At 37.1% G+C, this 15,980-nt stretch carries 14 protein-coding genes; 13 read left to right on the top strand and 1 reads right to left on the bottom strand.

Features of this window, described 5'->3' with window-relative positions; all coding sequences use genetic code 11:
* Window positions 1-27 precede the first annotated feature (27 nt).
* The 6 genes from PY091_RS15230 (at window position 28) to PY091_RS15205 (ending at window position 4,479) form a co-directional block, all read left to right on the top strand.
* On the top strand, window positions 28-363 hold the full coding sequence (locus tag PY091_RS15230) for a single-stranded DNA-binding protein (protein WP_207036819.1): 336 nt from the start codon (window positions 28-30) through the stop codon (window positions 361-363).
* Between the two features lie 70 nt (window positions 364-433).
* On the top strand, window positions 434-883 hold the full coding sequence (locus tag PY091_RS15225; RefSeq protein WP_207036821.1) for a JAB domain-containing protein: 450 nt from the start codon (window positions 434-436) through the stop codon (window positions 881-883).
* 16 nt (window positions 884-899) lie between these two features.
* Window positions 900-1,097 carry a hypothetical protein gene (locus PY091_RS15220; RefSeq protein ID WP_207036822.1) on the top strand — a complete coding sequence of 66 codons (198 nt, stop codon included), beginning with the start codon at window positions 900-902 and terminating at the stop codon, window positions 1,095-1,097.
* Between the two features lie 388 nt (window positions 1,098-1,485).
* Window positions 1,486-2,049 (top strand): BfmA/BtgA family mobilization protein, encoded by a 564-nt coding sequence (locus PY091_RS15215; RefSeq protein ID WP_207036825.1) that lies wholly within the window; start codon window positions 1,486-1,488, stop codon window positions 2,047-2,049.
* On the top strand, window positions 2,018-3,046 hold the full coding sequence (gene mobB, locus PY091_RS15210; protein ID WP_207036827.1) for a MobB family relaxase: 1,029 nt from the start codon (window positions 2,018-2,020) through the stop codon (window positions 3,044-3,046). The genes PY091_RS15215 and mobB overlap by 32 nt, the downstream gene beginning before the upstream one ends.
* Before the next feature lie 41 nt (window positions 3,047-3,087).
* A complete protein-coding gene (locus PY091_RS15205) occupies window positions 3,088-4,479 on the top strand; it encodes a type IV secretory system conjugative DNA transfer family protein (protein ID WP_417947771.1) in 1,392 nt (463 codons plus the stop codon).
* Here PY091_RS15205 and PY091_RS15200 read toward each other — a convergent pair.
* On the bottom strand, window positions 4,468-5,712 hold the full coding sequence (locus tag PY091_RS15200) for a hypothetical protein (RefSeq protein ID WP_207036831.1): 1,245 nt from the start codon (window positions 5,710-5,712) through the stop codon (window positions 4,468-4,470). The genes PY091_RS15205 and PY091_RS15200 overlap by 12 nt on opposite strands.
* A gap of 115 nt (window positions 5,713-5,827) precedes the next feature.
* On the opposite strand from PY091_RS15200, the gene PY091_RS15195 reads away from it, so the two are divergent.
* From PY091_RS15195 to PY091_RS15165, 7 genes are all read left to right on the top strand, one after another.
* Window positions 5,828-8,209 (top strand): TonB-dependent receptor, encoded by a 2,382-nt coding sequence (locus tag PY091_RS15195; RefSeq protein ID WP_207036833.1) that lies wholly within the window; start codon window positions 5,828-5,830, stop codon window positions 8,207-8,209.
* 117 nt (window positions 8,210-8,326) lie between these two features.
* Entirely contained in the window at window positions 8,327-10,390 is a 2,064-nt protein-coding gene (locus PY091_RS15190) for a hydantoinase/oxoprolinase family protein (protein ID WP_207036835.1), read from the top strand.
* Window positions 10,391-10,392: 2 nt separating this feature from the next.
* Complete coding sequence (locus PY091_RS15185; RefSeq protein WP_207036838.1) at window positions 10,393-12,057, top strand: hydantoinase B/oxoprolinase family protein; 1,665 nt, start codon at window positions 10,393-10,395, stop codon at window positions 12,055-12,057.
* Between the two features lie 2 nt (window positions 12,058-12,059).
* A complete protein-coding gene (locus tag PY091_RS15180; RefSeq protein WP_207036840.1) occupies window positions 12,060-13,448 on the top strand; it encodes an aminopeptidase P family protein in 1,389 nt (462 codons plus the stop codon).
* Between the two features lie 38 nt (window positions 13,449-13,486).
* The gene (locus PY091_RS15175; protein WP_207036842.1) at window positions 13,487-14,284 is read left to right on the top strand and encodes an aspartate/glutamate racemase family protein; all 798 of its coding nucleotides are present in this window, start codon (window positions 13,487-13,489) and stop codon (window positions 14,282-14,284) included.
* Between the two features lie 373 nt (window positions 14,285-14,657).
* Complete coding sequence (locus tag PY091_RS15170) at window positions 14,658-14,984, top strand: hypothetical protein (RefSeq protein ID WP_207036844.1); 327 nt, start codon at window positions 14,658-14,660, stop codon at window positions 14,982-14,984.
* Complete coding sequence (locus tag PY091_RS15165) at window positions 14,981-15,967, top strand: zinc-dependent alcohol dehydrogenase family protein (protein ID WP_207036846.1); 987 nt, start codon at window positions 14,981-14,983, stop codon at window positions 15,965-15,967. Before PY091_RS15170 ends, PY091_RS15165 begins: the two co-directional genes overlap by 4 nt.
* Window positions 15,968-15,980: the final 13 nt, after the last annotated feature.

The raw sequence follows: 15,980 nt of genomic DNA, 5'->3' as shown, positions 1-15,980 counted from the left end.
CAAGGCAGGCTTTTAAAACAATTTATTATGAGTACTATCAAAAATCATGTACAGTTAATCGGGAACGTTGGGCAGGAACCAACCATTACGAACCTTGAAAGCGGAAAGAAAGTTGCCCGTTTCTCATTGGCGACCAATGAGAACTACAAAGACGGCAAGGGCGAGAAACAGAACGATACCAATTGGCATACCGTTGTCGCTTGGGGCAAGGTAGCCGACATTGTCGAAAAGTTTGTGGACAAAGGCAAGGAAATCGGTATCGTGGGCAAATTAAAGACCCGAATCTATACCATGGACGATGGCAACCAACGCTATGTTACCGAAGTGGTAGCCGATGAAATCCTATTGATGGGCAACAAGTAAAAAAGTAAAGAGGGTGTTCCCGTGGAAAGTAGCACCCTCTTTTTCATCATTCACTATAAAAGTTAAAACAATGAAGAACAAAGTTAACGAAATACAGATAAGTTACCGAGAGAAAATCGGGACATTGAAATCCGAACCTATCAAAAGTTCAGAGCATGCTGCCAAATTGCTTTTTGACACTTGGGACAAAAATACCATAGGGCTGCACGAAACCTTTAAAATCCTATTGTTGAACAACTCCAATAAGGTCAAAGGGATTTATCCTTTATCTACCGGGGGCATTACGGGTACATTGGTAGATATGCGCATCCTGTTTGCCATTGTGCTGAAGACCCTTTCCGTGGGGATTTTGCTTGCCCACAACCATCCGAGCTATAAGACCGAACCCAGTGAAGCGGACAAACAGCTGACCGATAAAATTAAACGGGCAGCACAGCTTTTCGACATTCGGGTACTTGACCATTTGATTATTACACCAAATGGAAGTTACTACAGCTTTGCGGACAATGGATTGGTATAACTAAAATTGTAGAGCCATGATACATCTCAATTATAACAACCTCGATGACGAGACCCAGGAACGTTTGTTATCCATGTCCAAAAAGGACATTGAAAAGCGGTTTGGGGAACAACTAAGGAACTATGCCAAGAAGCACATTGTAAACTACCAGACCCTATTGGAAGAAGAAGCGATACTAAATCTATACAATTATAAGTATATTTTCAAAATATGAATACCAAATTGAACCAAACAAGCCCATTTATTATGATGGGCTTTTTTTATGTCCAATCACCTGAAAATAGTATATTTACAAAGTTATATTTTAACATTTTTTGGTCATTAAATAATCCGTTTATCGGGTGATTTGACTTTCCTTAAATGACCATTCACCAATAAAAAATAAGGTGCTCAACTTGGGTTGGGCGTCTGAAAATTTTTGTCCCTGCGGGACGAAAATCGAAGAGCAAGAGGGTAACACGCGCTGCGGTGTTACGGTTATTTATTTAGATGTAAAATATTGTAAATCAATAATTTGAAAATATTTAAGGAATTGATTAACAAGGGCTTTTACAGTAAATACGGCCAGACCGCCCATAAACAGGCGATTTTTTACAGTAAAAATGGGAGATACCTATCAAAAATACCGTTTTTCGGCCATCAGTATCAAAAAGGACGTGGCTTTGCGCTTTCGGGAATTTTCCCGTTTGGTGTCGGATTCACATACCTTGACCTTGGTGGCCGTGATGGATTTTTTTGAACGGAACGACCTTTCGCCCAATGATGACCTGGGCATCAATAACAACCGCACCAACAAACGTATCAATGCGGTCATAGCCATCCTGAAGAACATCGAGAAATATCAGACCCTGCCTACCAAGACCATGATGGACTCCCTTTTCCATGAGATGACGGAAATGGAAAAAGAGGAAGAAACCTTTGATTTTGGAACCCCAAAATTATGGGATGCCAACGAAGAGCTTGAGTTCTATAAAACCGGCTATGGAAATCTACAGGAACAATTGACCAATGTTCAGGAAAAGATGGATTCCCTAATGGAAAAGGTCATTTATATAAAATCAGCTTTTGGTCCCGGGTATTTAAAACTGGATATGGACAGGGAATCATTTGATAAACTTAAAAACGAACTGCAACATGTACATCACGATTACAGCACAGAAGATTGACGGTAACTACGCCCAAAGCTCTGCGGACTTTGTTTCCTATCTAGAAAAGGAGAACGAGGGCAAAATTATGGAAGAACAGGAACATTTCTTTAACCAGTACGGGGATGAAATATCCGCGGAACAGGTTATCAACGAAATTGATGGGAACACGGCCAAGCTCAAAAAGAGCGAACCCAAGTTCTATTCCATTACGCTCAACCCAAGTGCCAGGGAACTGAGAGCTATACAGGATTCCCCCGAAGCCCTCAAACGCTACACAAGGGAAGCCATGAAGCAATATGCCAAAGCGTTTCACCGTGACATTGATGGCAGGTCCGTTAGTGTTAACGATATTAAATATTATGCCAAGGTTGAACGGCAGCGTACCTTTAAGGGCACCGATAAGGAAATCCGAGAGAACCAACCCTATGCCACAAGGATATTGGAACTTAAACAACAGATACGTGGAATTGCATCAGGTGAAAAATCTGGTAACATCAAACTATTGCACAAAGAAATACAGAGGCTGGAAAAAGAAGCCCCTCACCAATTGGGTGGCAAACGAATCATTCGGGGAATGGTCAAACCGGGACACCAGAGCCATGTCCATATCATCGTCAGCCGCAAGGATGCCAGTAACCGATTCAGCCTATCCCCAGGGAGCAAGCACAAAGCTTCCGAAGTGGAGCTTCATGGTAAGACCGTTAAACGGGGGTTCGATAGGGACACTTTTTTTAAAAATTCTGAAAAGACCTTTGATGACTTGTTCAAATACAAGCGCAACTATGTGGAGACTTATGCCGCCAGAAAAACTTTTTTGAAAGACCCGAAAAAGTATTTTTCTATGATTTCAGGGCTACCCACCAATGAAAGGGCATTTGCCTATAAACTGCTGTCCAAAACTGGTGTTCCCATCCCTAAAATTCCTGTGAATACCGTGCAGCTTACCTATAAGGCTATCAATAGAATTAAGAAGGGAATTGGAAAGGCCATTGAATCAGGTTCTATAGGAATATGAGTTGGGATTATCCACATATCGTTTTGTTTGTTATCGTTCCAGTGCTGTTTTTGAGTACAGTAATTTATGTTTTTGTATTCGGCGAGAGCGCGAACAAAAATGATAAAAAATACCGGGTACGTTTCAAAATAAGGAATGGCAGATTTAAAATCGATAACATACGACGTGGCGCATCCATAATCGGTTCAGCGGGAAGCGGCAAGACCGAAAGTGTAGTCTATAATTTTTTGCAGCATTTTGCCAAATACCATTTTAGTGGTGTCATCCATGACTACAAGGATTTTGAACTTACCGAAATTGCCTATCCTCTTTTTAAGGACAGTGAAACCAAATTTTATACGATAGCCTTTGACCAGATCCATTACCGAGTGAATCCCATTGCCCCAAAGTACCTGCCCAATGAGGAAAGCGTCAACGAGGTTTCCAGAGTGCTCATGGAAAACCTCTTGGAACAGAACCTTTCGGAAAACACTGGGAGCAACAAATTCTTTTCCGATGCCGTGGAAGGCCTATTGGCGGGACTAATATGGAAGATGAAGACTGCCTATCCCGATCTATGTACGCTACCCCATATCATTGCCCTCTACCAGACCATGAGCACCAAAAAACTGGTGGCTTTTCTTAAATCTGATTTTACCTCCTGGAACATGGCCAGTGCCTTTATAAACGGTATCGAATCCGAAAAGCAGACCGCCGGGGTAAAAAGTTCATTGTCCAATGCCTTTAAAAAGATAAGCTCACAAAAAATGTTCTATGTGTTGTCCAAGGATGAAGTGCCTTTGGACATCAACAATCCCAAAAATCCTGTGGTCATTTCCTTGGTCAACCATCCGAAATACGATACGGTCTATTCGCCCGTCATTGCGCTAATATTGCATACCATTATCAAACAGACGAGCATCCGCAACCGTAACCACTCGTTTCTATTGATGGAGGAAGCACCGACCATCAAACTGCCCAATATGCACCGCATTCCTGCAACGCTTAGAAGTTATGACATCTCTACCGTTTACGTGATGCAGGACAAGATTCAAAATGATTTATTGTATGGGGACAAGGCAAGCAAAGCCATACTAAGTAATCTTTCCTATCAATTTTTTGGCAAGGTGAATGACCCGGACACGGCCAAATACTATGAACGGTTTTTTGAGATTGTCAAGAAACCGACCATGAGCGTCAGTAAAAGTTCAGGGCTCACTCTAGAGAGTAGAATTACCAAAGGGGAAAAGGAGGTTTCCAAGCGTAGAGCAGATATATTCTTCCGGCTAAGACAGGGTGAATTCATTGCCTTTGGGGATGGTATCGATAGAAAAGTCTACTTTAAACTTCAATTAATGCTTAAAGGACGTCCTCAACCAAAAATTACATCCAATAGTTGTAAGGTGCCATTAAATTTTGAAAAGATATATAGCGAAATCCTATCAGCTTTTTAATTTTTCAAACCTCACTATCCCAGAAATTATATCATTATTAACGTCAACGGCAGTGAACTTTCCAGAAGTTGTATCATTATTTCCTTCTAATAAGTCATAAGTATTGATGTATATAGAGGCTTTTTGAATATAGAACAATCCTTTAATGGAAAAATCCATGTTTATAATTTGGCCATTATTTATCAAGTTAATCTGATCATCCTCTATTATAAAAGAATCGTTTAAACTTTTTATGTTCAAATGGTGCTTCTCAATGTTGATTTTTATTGCATAGGCATTCTTATCTTGGTGAAATTCTAATATGTACTTTCCAGAAACATTAAATAGTACTTGGGCATACGGGCTTTTTAACGAAAATAAGAGAGGGCTTTTTCTAATAACACTTTCTACTATAATTCTTTTTTTATTCAATTCTTGGGAAATAATCGGGTCAAATTCTTTATTCGATATTTCTTTTTCCATATCTACTCGGGAATCTGATTTTTTTAATATCATTTTACCCGCAATAGTATTGTCATATTTATCGAACCCTGAATAAGTGCCGATTAAAAAATTTCGTTCATGAGGAGCAGATTTGCCAATAAAAAAAATGAACTTGGCGCCTTCGTTTTTCTTGCTACCTACATAAAATTTCGTATCGAAAAAGACAAAATTTTCACTATGTGTTATAGAACCAAAGAAGGAATAAATCCCTGTTTGCCCATAGTCATCTTCATAAATGTATTTCATTTCAACGTTTTTCCATTGCCTATAGACAATTACTTGTCCTTTGCTCATCTTTTTATCCTCTCCGTAGTAATAGCAAACATAATAATAGTCTTCTACCTTATTTTCTTGATGTAAAAGTTCTAACTGTTTGCTTTTTTGCCTGGGAGTAAAAAAATCTTGGTTTATAAATTCATGAATATCTTTGAATCCCAGATAATTAAAGAATACGTATTTGTATTCTCTACTAATTTTAATAAACGGTTTTCCAGTTGAAGCTTCCCTGTTTTTATTGTATAGGTACTTACCATTGATATATCCTTTAAGTACTGATTCAAGATCTTTTTTTAGATTGGGCAGTTCTATATTGTAATTTCCAAAACCATATAATTGATTTTCCTTATAGCTAGGAAAATTGATGTTATGTTTGCTGCTAAAGTGGTCAATAATCTTCTCTAAAAGTATATTGAAAACAGCTTTGGTAAGCACTAGAGTTCCTTTATTTGTTATATTTTCAGACTTTTCCATATAATTCCTGTTTTCTAATTAGGAATTACAAAAATAAATCAAAAGATTAGGAAATACAATCATGGAATTTAAAATAATTTAGATTTACTCAATCGAACTAATAACTCAATTAAATATGAAATGCAAACTAATACTTTTAGTCCTGATTATGCCGCTAATGACATTTTCACAGGATATCGTTGTAAGTGGTTTTGTCAGTTCTGCTGATGGCCCTCAGCCTTTTGTAAATGTTATTGAAAAAGGCACGTCTAATGGAACCACCACTGACATTGATGGCAATTACTCGTTGTCGGTCAACAAAGGAGCAATCCTCATTTTTTCCTCACTTGGATTTAAAACTCAAGAAATTCCCATAGATGGAAGAAGTAAAATTGATGTTGTTTTGGTGGAAGATGCAGCTCAGCTAGATGAAGTGGTTGTACAGGGTTTTACAGATGTGAAAGGTAGGGCTCGTAAAAGACTGGAATCCATACAAACTATGCCCGAAAGTGTAACTGCAGTGACATCACAACAAATTAATGTAACGGGTATTGAAGATGTTGGAAGCTTTTTGACTCAAATACCTGGTATTTCATATGGCGAGTCACAGGATCCAGGGACAGTTATGGTAAGTGTTAGAGGAATTCCGCAAATTCGATATGGTCCTTCTCCAATTGCAACAGTTATAGATGGAGTATATATGGCCTCTGCAGACTTAAACACCCAAACTCTGTTTGATATTGACCAGATAGAGGTAATCAAAGGTGCTCAAGGTTTGTTTTATGGTAAAAATGCAATAGGTGGGGCTGTAATCATAACTACAAAGCAACCAAAAAATGGGTTTCAAGGCAAAATAAATGCTGGATATGGAAATGGAAACGCCTATAAATTAGGGTCTAGCATATCTGGGTCGATTAAGGATAACAAGTCTTACTATCGTTTAGGTGTAAATTATTCAAATTTTGATGGGTTAATTAATAACACAACCTTGGACGAAAAAGTAGATTTCCGTAGGGATTTAGGAATACGAGGTCAACTAAAATTTAGACTAGGAAATAGTAGTTTACTGTCATTTACTGGCCAGCATAATGATAGTAAAAGCGGGGCTATTACTTTTATTGGAAGTAACAATAACCCTGATTTTGAAGACTCTAACCCTAATAGTTTTGGGGGAAACCCTGACGCTGATTTTTTGGGTGAAGGAACACTAAAGTCAACAATTTTAGCAGCTTCTTTCGAAACAGCATTCAAGGGTTTTAAATTGTTATCACATACTTCTTATTCCGATGTTGATTTATTCTATGATGGGGATTATCTCTCCTTTGCTCCTATTGATAATTATGGGCCAATTCCTGCTGCAACGCAGGATATGACCAGAGCTTCTAGAACTCTAAACGAAGAGCTTAGATTAGTCTCATCCAATCCAATTTCAAAATTCAAATGGAATTTAGGTCTATTTTATCAAAATATTAATTCTGATTGGGATACCAATGCATATCAAAATAATGACCCGAATGATTTAAATTATACCAATACCACCCAAATTGTTATCACCAACGACGACAACAAGTTGAACTCAATTGGTTTATTTGGATTCTTCGAATATGACATAAGTAACAAGTTTAATATTTCAGTAGGTATTCGTAACGAGTGGGAAACTTTAGAGAATATCGAAGGGGTATCCGGAGAAGAAAGCAAAAGAACCTATAATGCGTTTCAACCAAAGTTATCCGCTTCATACAAAATAGCCAAAGAGAACATGCTTTATGCTAGTTATAGTAGGGGGTTTAGAAGTGGAGGTTATAATCCCATAGAGCTTGTGGCTAGTGGTATTGAAAAAGAAATTAGACCGGAATTTACAAATAGCTTTGAAGTTGGGCTTAAAAACAGTTTTTGGAACAATAGATTTATAATTAATCTGGCATACTTCAATACGGTATTTGAAGATCAACAAGTCTACCGATTTGGATCGGATGGAGTTCGAACATTTCTAGGAACAATTAATTTTGAGGAATCCAAGGCGTCAGGATTTGAAATTGACACCAAACTAAGATTATCTAAAAACTTTGACATACTAGGAGGCGCTTCGTTTATAGATACAGAAATTACAAAAGCTTTCGAAGAATCAGCAATTGGAAACAAAATTCCTTTCGCACCGCAAAGTAGTTTTTATGTTGGTCTATTTGGGAACTTTAATACCGGTGAAAACTCAAATATATCTGCCAATGTGAATGTAGAAAACAAGGGGAAAAAATACTGGTTTGCTGATGATTTATATGGTGTAGATCAAGAAAATGTATTCCAAGACCCATACACTTTAGTGAATACAAAATTGATTTATAGTGTCAATAATATTTCGTTTGCAGTTTGGGGTAAAAATATTTTTGATACTCAATATAATCAAGAATGGTGGCCGTTTAGCGTCCTTGACGGTGATCCTACGGGAGGACCAATTGGAGACGTTAGAACACCTAGCCAACCAGCAACATATGGTGTGGAAATATCATATAGGTTTTAATGTAAACTGTTAGTTTTCAATAATTAAGTGTTTTGAATTAGTTAGCCTTCTAGGTAAATTAACATGGTAAGGCCACTAATCATTAGTTGGCCTTTTTTAATAATAAAAAATATAATAATGAGAGTCGCAACAGATATAGGCGGAACTTTTACAGACCTTGTGTGTCTTGAATTTGACGAAAAATCAGGTAAGCCAATTGGAGTCAAAGTGGCCAAATCGGATACTACACCTTCAAACTTTGAAGAAGGGATATTAGATACAATATCTAAGGGTAAAATAGATTTAAACAAAATCGATTTTTTTGCTCATGGTACTACAGTTGTAATAAATGCCTTAACAGAAAGAAAAGGAGCAAAAACAGCTTTAATTACAACAAAAGGATTTAGGGATGTTTTGGAAATTGCAAGATGCAACCGGCCAGATTTATTCAACTTTAACTTTATTAAACAACCTCCGTTTGTACCCAGATATCTGCGATTTGAAGTAGAAGAAAGAATGGATTATAAAGGTCAGGTTTTAACAAATTTGAATATCAGTAATTTGAATTCAATCATTAAATCTTGTAAGGAGGAAAATGTTGAAGCAATAGCAGTATGCTTATTGCATGCTTATAAAAACCCTGACCACGAAATAAAGTTGGTGGAAGAATTATCGAAACTGTTTCCTGAAGTTGAAATTATTGCTTCCTACCAGGTAACTCGTGAATGGAGGGAATATGAGCGTAGTAGTTCAACTGCTTTATCTGCGTATGTATTGCCGATAGCAAAAAAATACCTTAACAACCTCGAAAATAAGCTAAAAAACAAAGGACTAAAGAACTCTCCTTACATCATGCAATCCAACGGAGGGATTACATCAATTAACGATGTAAAAGCCAACCCTATAACCATGGTAGAGTCCGGTCCTGCCAGTGGAGTTTTTGGTGCTATAGCTTTGGGTAAGGTAATTAATAAAAAGGATTTAATTGTATTGGATATAGGTGGTACAACAGCAAAATGTGCCCTGGTAGAAAACGGTCAAGTAAAAATTACAACCAATTATAAAATTGAGCATTCAAGAATTGAAGCTGGCTATCCTATTCAAACCCCTGTAATTGATATTGTAGAAATTGGAAATGGAGGTGGAAGTATTGCTTGGATTGATGAAGGAGGCAAAATGCATGTTGGGCCAAAAAGTGCTGGAGCAATGCCTGGACCTGCTGCATATGGTCGTGGTGGTAAAAACTTAACTACAACTGATGCCAATATTATTACAGGTAGAATTCACCCTGATTACTTTTTAGGAGGGGAATTGCAGCCAGATTATGATAGCATCAATGAAGCTTCTAAAACATTATGTGAAACATTAAAAGGTTCTAAAACTGATATAGCAAAAGGAATAATTCGCGTAGCTAATGCTAATATGGTAAATGCTTTGAAGCTCATATCTATAAATAAGGGGCATGACCCGAGAGATTTTACCATGGTGGTAATTGGTGGTGGAGGCGCAATGCATGGTGCGGATTTAGCTAGGGAACTACAAATATCTGAACTCATAATTCCACCACATGCTGGTGTTTTTTCTGCCTTTGGAATGTTGATGTCCGATATAAGGAGGGATTATATCAGGACCAATGTATTAACACTTGTTCAAGAACAAAGGCATATTATCCAGTCCACATTTAACGAAATGGAAAAAGAAGCGATTGATAATTTTAAGTTGGATGGGTATAATCTTGATGATATAAAATTCACTTATTATACCGACTTACGCTACGTAGGTCAAGAGCATTATGTAAAAGTGTTGCTTTCAGATTTTAATTATGATACACCGCTAGAAACCATTATCGATTTTTTCCATAAAGAACACAAAAAACAATATTCCTTTGAACTAGATGCAATGGTTGAATTAGTAAACTTTCATTTAGTAGCGGAAGTTGAAGTTGAAAAGCCAGATTTTCCACAAATGGATATTACAGGTAAAAAGGTTGAAGATGCAATATTCGATAATAAAGAAGTAGACTTTGATGATTTGGGAATACATACCACACCATTTTACCACAGAGACTTGTTAGAGCCCAATATGACAATAAAAGGGCCAGCAATAATAGCTGAAAAGGCAACAACAACGGTGGTTACCCCCATGCATACGGTTAATATTGATGCATACGGAAATTTAATTTTAACATTACAAAAAGTCTAATTATGGAAAAGTTCACATTAGAAATAATCCAGGATGCTTTGGTAGCTGCTGGAGATGAAATGTTCAAAACACTGGAACGTACCAGTATGAGTCCAATTATATATGAATCACTTGACTACGCCGTGGGTATTACTGATTCCAAAGGTGAATTATTGGCTCAAGGAAACGGCGTAACTGCATTTTTGGCAGCTTTAGATTCTGTAGTTAGGGCTTCATTGGAAAAGTATAATGAGAAAAATCCTTTAAAAGAAGGTGATGTAATTATAGCAAATACACCTTACGCAGGAGGAGGAACACACCTGTCAGATGTATCCGTGGTTTATCCTGTATTTTACAAGGGTGAATTGGTTGCCTTTACGGTTAATAAAGCTCACTGGACAGAATTGGGAGGCACATTCCCAGGTTCCGTTTCAACGGTGGCTACTGAAATCTATCAAGAAGGATTGCACTTCCCATTCATAAAAATAAAATCTGAGGGGGTTTTAAATGCTGCTGTTATCGATATGATAAAAGTTAATGTGCGATTGCCTGATAGTACATTGGGTGATTTGTTTGCCGGTATCGCTGCTGCCGAAGTCGGTGCCAAAAGGGTAATATCAATCATTGAAAAATACGGTCTGGATACCTACAAAAAAGCCAAAAACGATTTCTTAGATTACGGGGAACGTATGTGTATTGAAGCTTTAAAGGATATTCCGAACGGGGTTTATGAAGGAGAAAGCATAATTGAAGACAATGGTTTTGGGGAGGGACCTTTTCCAATTAAAGCAAAAATTACAGTAACAGACACAGAATTTATTGCGGATTTCAACGGGTCGCATCCACAAGTAAAAGGTGCAACCAATTTAGCATTTAGTGGTTTGGTCACAGGCTGTAGAAGTTTGTTTAAGGCTATTACAACACCACGCATGGACGCTAATGGAGGAGCATTCAGACCAATGAAGGTAGTCTGTGAACCTGGAACAATCGTTAGTGCACAGACGCCCTCTGCCGTTTCGGTATACTATGAAGTAATGGTTGCCTCCATAGATTTGGTATGGAAAATTTTAGCTCCTTTGATTCCCAATAAACTGCCTGCTGGCCATTTACGTTCTGTGTGTGCCACATTTATTTCAGGTGTACACCCCGACACCAAGCAATTTTACATTCAGGCAGAGCCTCTTGCTGGAGGATGGGGGGCTTCCTGTGACCATGATGGTAACAGAGGACAATTGTCCTGTGGTAGCGGTGAATCGTACAACATTCCTATCGAGATTAGAGAAATGAGATACGGTATACAAGTAGATCAATACGCATTTCATAATGAAGGGGGAGGTTATGGAGAATACCAAGGAGGTAATGGCCAGTATGTAGATTATAAGATTGTATCAGATGGTGCACACGTAACCGCGGCATTTCTAGGGGAAAAAACAAAAACGTGGGGTATGAAAGGCGGACATGATGGATCCTATAACTATTTCATGATAATAAGAAAAGATGGTACAAAAGAAAGATATAGCCTAGGAACCAACATTTATCTGGAAAAAGGAGATATAGTTCGATGTGTAACGGCTACCGGAGGCGGGTATGGAAATCCAAAAGACAGACCAAGAGAACAAGTTTTATTGGACATAAAGAATGGGTACATAACACAGAAAGAAGCTCAAGAATTTTATAAGGTATCGTAACCATGTTCTTTGATAAAGAAACATATGTAAATAGAAGATCCGAATTAATCAAAAAAATAGGTAGCGGCATTATTGTTTTACCTGGAAATAGTGAATCTGCTAGAAATTTTAAGGCTAATACCTATTTTTTTGTTCAGGACAGCTCGTTCCTTTATTATATGGGGATAAACCTACCGGATTTGGTCTTGGTTCTCAATTGTGAAACGGGGGAATCCATACTTTTTGGAAATGAAGTTTCTTTGGAACATACTATTTGGATAGGACCTCAAGAACCTTTGAGGAGCAAAGCCTATAATGTAGGTGTTTACAAAGTGTTAAGCTTTGATAAGCTATCTGATTATATCAAAGATTATTTGAACATAACTAAAATCCATTTTTTACCGCCGTATCGCATATCCACAACATTATTATTATCAAACCTTGTAGGTCTTTCTATCCGGGAAGTCAGTGTGAACAGTTCTAAAGAGCTAATTGATGCTGTTGTATCTCAGAGAGAAATTAAATCATCTGAAGAAATTGATGAGTTAGAACAAGCTATTGGTATCACAAAAGAAATGCATGTAAAAGTCATTTCAAAAGCCAAACCGGGTCTAAAGGAGTCAGACTTAGTTGGAGCTTTGGAAAGTTCGGCAATTAGTGCTGGAGGCAGAACAGCTTACCCTCCTATAGTTTCGATTCAAGGTCAAATTTTACACAATATTAATTATACAAATGAGCTTCGAAGAGGTCAACTGCTATTGGGTGATTTCGGCGGATTATCAAGTTCAGGATATGCAGGTGACATCACAAGAACTATTCCTGTTTCAGGAAAGTTTAGTGCAAAACAAAAAGAAATCTATCAAATTGTACTAGATGCCCAAAAAAGGGCAATAGAAATGCTGGAACCCAATGTGCTTTATAGGGATGTTCATTTAGCTGCATGTTACAAATTAGCTGAGGGATTAAAAGATTTGGGTTTAATGAAAGGGGATGTTAAGGATGCAGTAGCTACTGGGGCTCATGCATTGTTTTTTCCTCACGGATTGGGACATATGATAGGCTTGGATGTCCACGATATGGAAAGCTTAGGAGAAAATAATGTGGGCTATGATACTGAGGTTTTAAAATCTGAACAATTTGGTTTAAAGTCATTAAGACTAGGAAAAAGACTAAAAGAAGGGTTCACCATTACTGTAGAACCCGGGATTTATTTTATTCCAGAATTATTCCATGAATGGAAATCGAATAATGTGGAATGTGCTCCCTTTTTGAATTTCCCCACTATCGAATCGTACTTAGATTTTGGAGGAGTAAGAATTGAAGATGAGTATGTTATAACTCGTTCCGGAAGCAATCTTATTGGCGAATACATTCCTAAAGAGATAAGTGAAATTGAACAGATTATGAATTAAACAGATTAAATAAAACAATTGCCAAAATAGAATTAATTATGAAAGACACATTAAAGATCATGTACCTATCTCCAATCGGATTTAGTGCATATGACACAATTTTTGCGGAAATGATTAAGGAAAATAAGTTTTCCAATACTGAAGTGCATGTTACCTCAATGTCCTCACGTGTTGGGTTAATGGACAATTTAGAATACAGAACATATAATGCTCTGATAGCAACTGAATTGATTAAGGCAACCCGTCAGGCTTCTAAAGAAGGTTTTGACGCCCTGATTATTGGTTGCTTTTATGACCCTTTTCTATTGGATGCAAGAGAAATTTCCGGGGACATGGTTGTTGTTGGCCCCTCTCATTCATCGATAGAGATTGCATTAAAATTATCAAATAAGTTTTCCGTAATCATAGGTCAAACGAAGTGGGAGCATGAAATGCACTCTACAATTAAAGAATATGGTTATGGAGAGCACTTGGCTTCTTTTAGAAGTGTAGAAATGAATGTTTGCGAATTTCAAAAAGATCATGATATAACAGCTAGTAAATTATTTAAGGCTGCTGAAATGGCGGTAAAAGAAGACCATGCCGAGTCAATAATTCTTGGTTGCACATTAGAATTTGGCTTTTACGAAAAAATTCAAGAAAAATTACAAGTTCCTGTTATTGACCCCTCTCTTGCGTCATTAAAACAAGCCGAACAAGCCGCGTATTTGAAAAGAAATTTTGGATGGAAACCTTCTAGAAAATGGAGCTGTGAAGCACCTCCATGTGCCGATATTGAGCAATTCGGACTTTTTAAGGAAGAATTTGTTTTTGGGAATAGAATAATTGTCAAATAAAGGAAGAATATAATTCCTTTGGTATTATCGAGACTTAGTTGCCCATCTGGTTCCTAAGAAGATTATCTAATGGAATTACTAAAACATTATGAAGGTGATTGGAAACTCCAATTTGGTGCCACCTTTAAAAAAAAATGCTCGAATACCTTTTGATAGTGACTATACCAGGTATTAAGAAGTAAAAATAGTATGCATTCTTGAAGACAAACTAAAAGAGAAGATTGTTTTAAAGTTTGGTGATGTTTTTAAGATAAATAAAAGAGAGGGGCATGCAGGGTATATTTTAGTAGATACAAAGCTAATTTATATAATGTTTAAAAAAGAAGTTTTTCCCGAAAGGTAAAATCTATATTAACTCATCAATATTAATAAAATGATATTAAAAGAAATTATATACCCAGACCCAAAAGATTATTATAACAATGAATTATTAACTCATGAAAATGCTGGAGTATTAACCACCTTTGGGACTGTCTACTTAAAAAAGGGTTCTCGTATCCCTGAGAAAGGATTTTCACGTCATCCATTTAACGAAGTCTCTATTGTAACAGAAGGTTGTATAGAAATGCTAAACGAAGATGGCTCAGTGGCAGGATATCTCAAAAAAGGAACTGTAGTATACATTAATGCGCTTGAACTGCAGGCTGGTAATGTCCTAGAAGATACAAGGCTTATATATGTTTTGAACCAAAAAGTATGAAAGCAATTAGATTCCATAAAATTGGAGGACCTGAAGTCTTACAGTTTGATAATGTAGATATACAACAACCAAAAAATGATGAAGTTCTGTTCAAGGTAGAAGCCTTCTCATTAAACCAAGCAGATATTTTATTTATTAATGGGATGCATTATACTCAACCTATTTTTCCTTCTCGCATTGGTTCAGAAGCTACGGGAGAGGTTGTTGAAGTAGGTCCCAATGTCACCAAATTCAAAAAAGGCGATAAAGTAACCTCTATTCCTTTTTATACTCAAAAGTATGGCGTTCAAGGTGAGTATGCTACAGTTCCGGAAATGTATTTAACCAAAGTTCCCGATAATTATGAAGTAGAAGAAGCCACTTCGTTTTGGATGCAATATCTCACGGCCTATTATGCCCTGTTTAAATTGGGAAATGTTAAAAAAGGAGATTGCGTTTTTATTCCGGCAACTTCTGGTACTGCCGGACAAGGCGCACTAAAATTGGCCAAAGATGCAGGAGCTATTGTAATTGGCTCAACGCGAACGCAAGCAAAGAAAAAGTTTCTTTACGAACTTGGAACAGATCATGTAATTGTAACCAATGAGGAAAACACAAATGAAAAACTAAAAGAAATTGTGAGGGACCAAGGAATCAAATTTTCTTTTGATCCCATTGGTAATACCGAATTTATTAAACAGTATATGCCACTACTTTCCTTTGGAGGCTCTGCGGCTATTTATGGATTGTTAAGCGGTGAATTCCCAACATTTCCATTGCTTGATTTGGTAAGAAATAATGCTACGCTCTACGCTTATTCCTTGTTCAACCATGTTATAGATAGAAAAGAACTAAAAGAAGGGACGGATTATGTACTTAAAAGAATTAAGGAAGGACGGCTTAAACCATTGGTAGATAAAGTTTTTGATTTTCAAGATACGGTTGAAGCCTATCAATACATGCTCTCCAATAAACAAAAAGGTAAAATAGTAATAAAAGTTTAAACGAATAATCTAG

Source organism: Flagellimonas okinawensis (genome assembly GCF_029194005.1).
Taxonomy (GTDB): Bacteria; Bacteroidota; Bacteroidia; order Flavobacteriales; family Flavobacteriaceae; genus Flagellimonas; species Flagellimonas okinawensis.
Note: the sequence above shows the minus strand (reverse complement) of the source record. Positions and strands in the feature narration are given on the sequence as shown.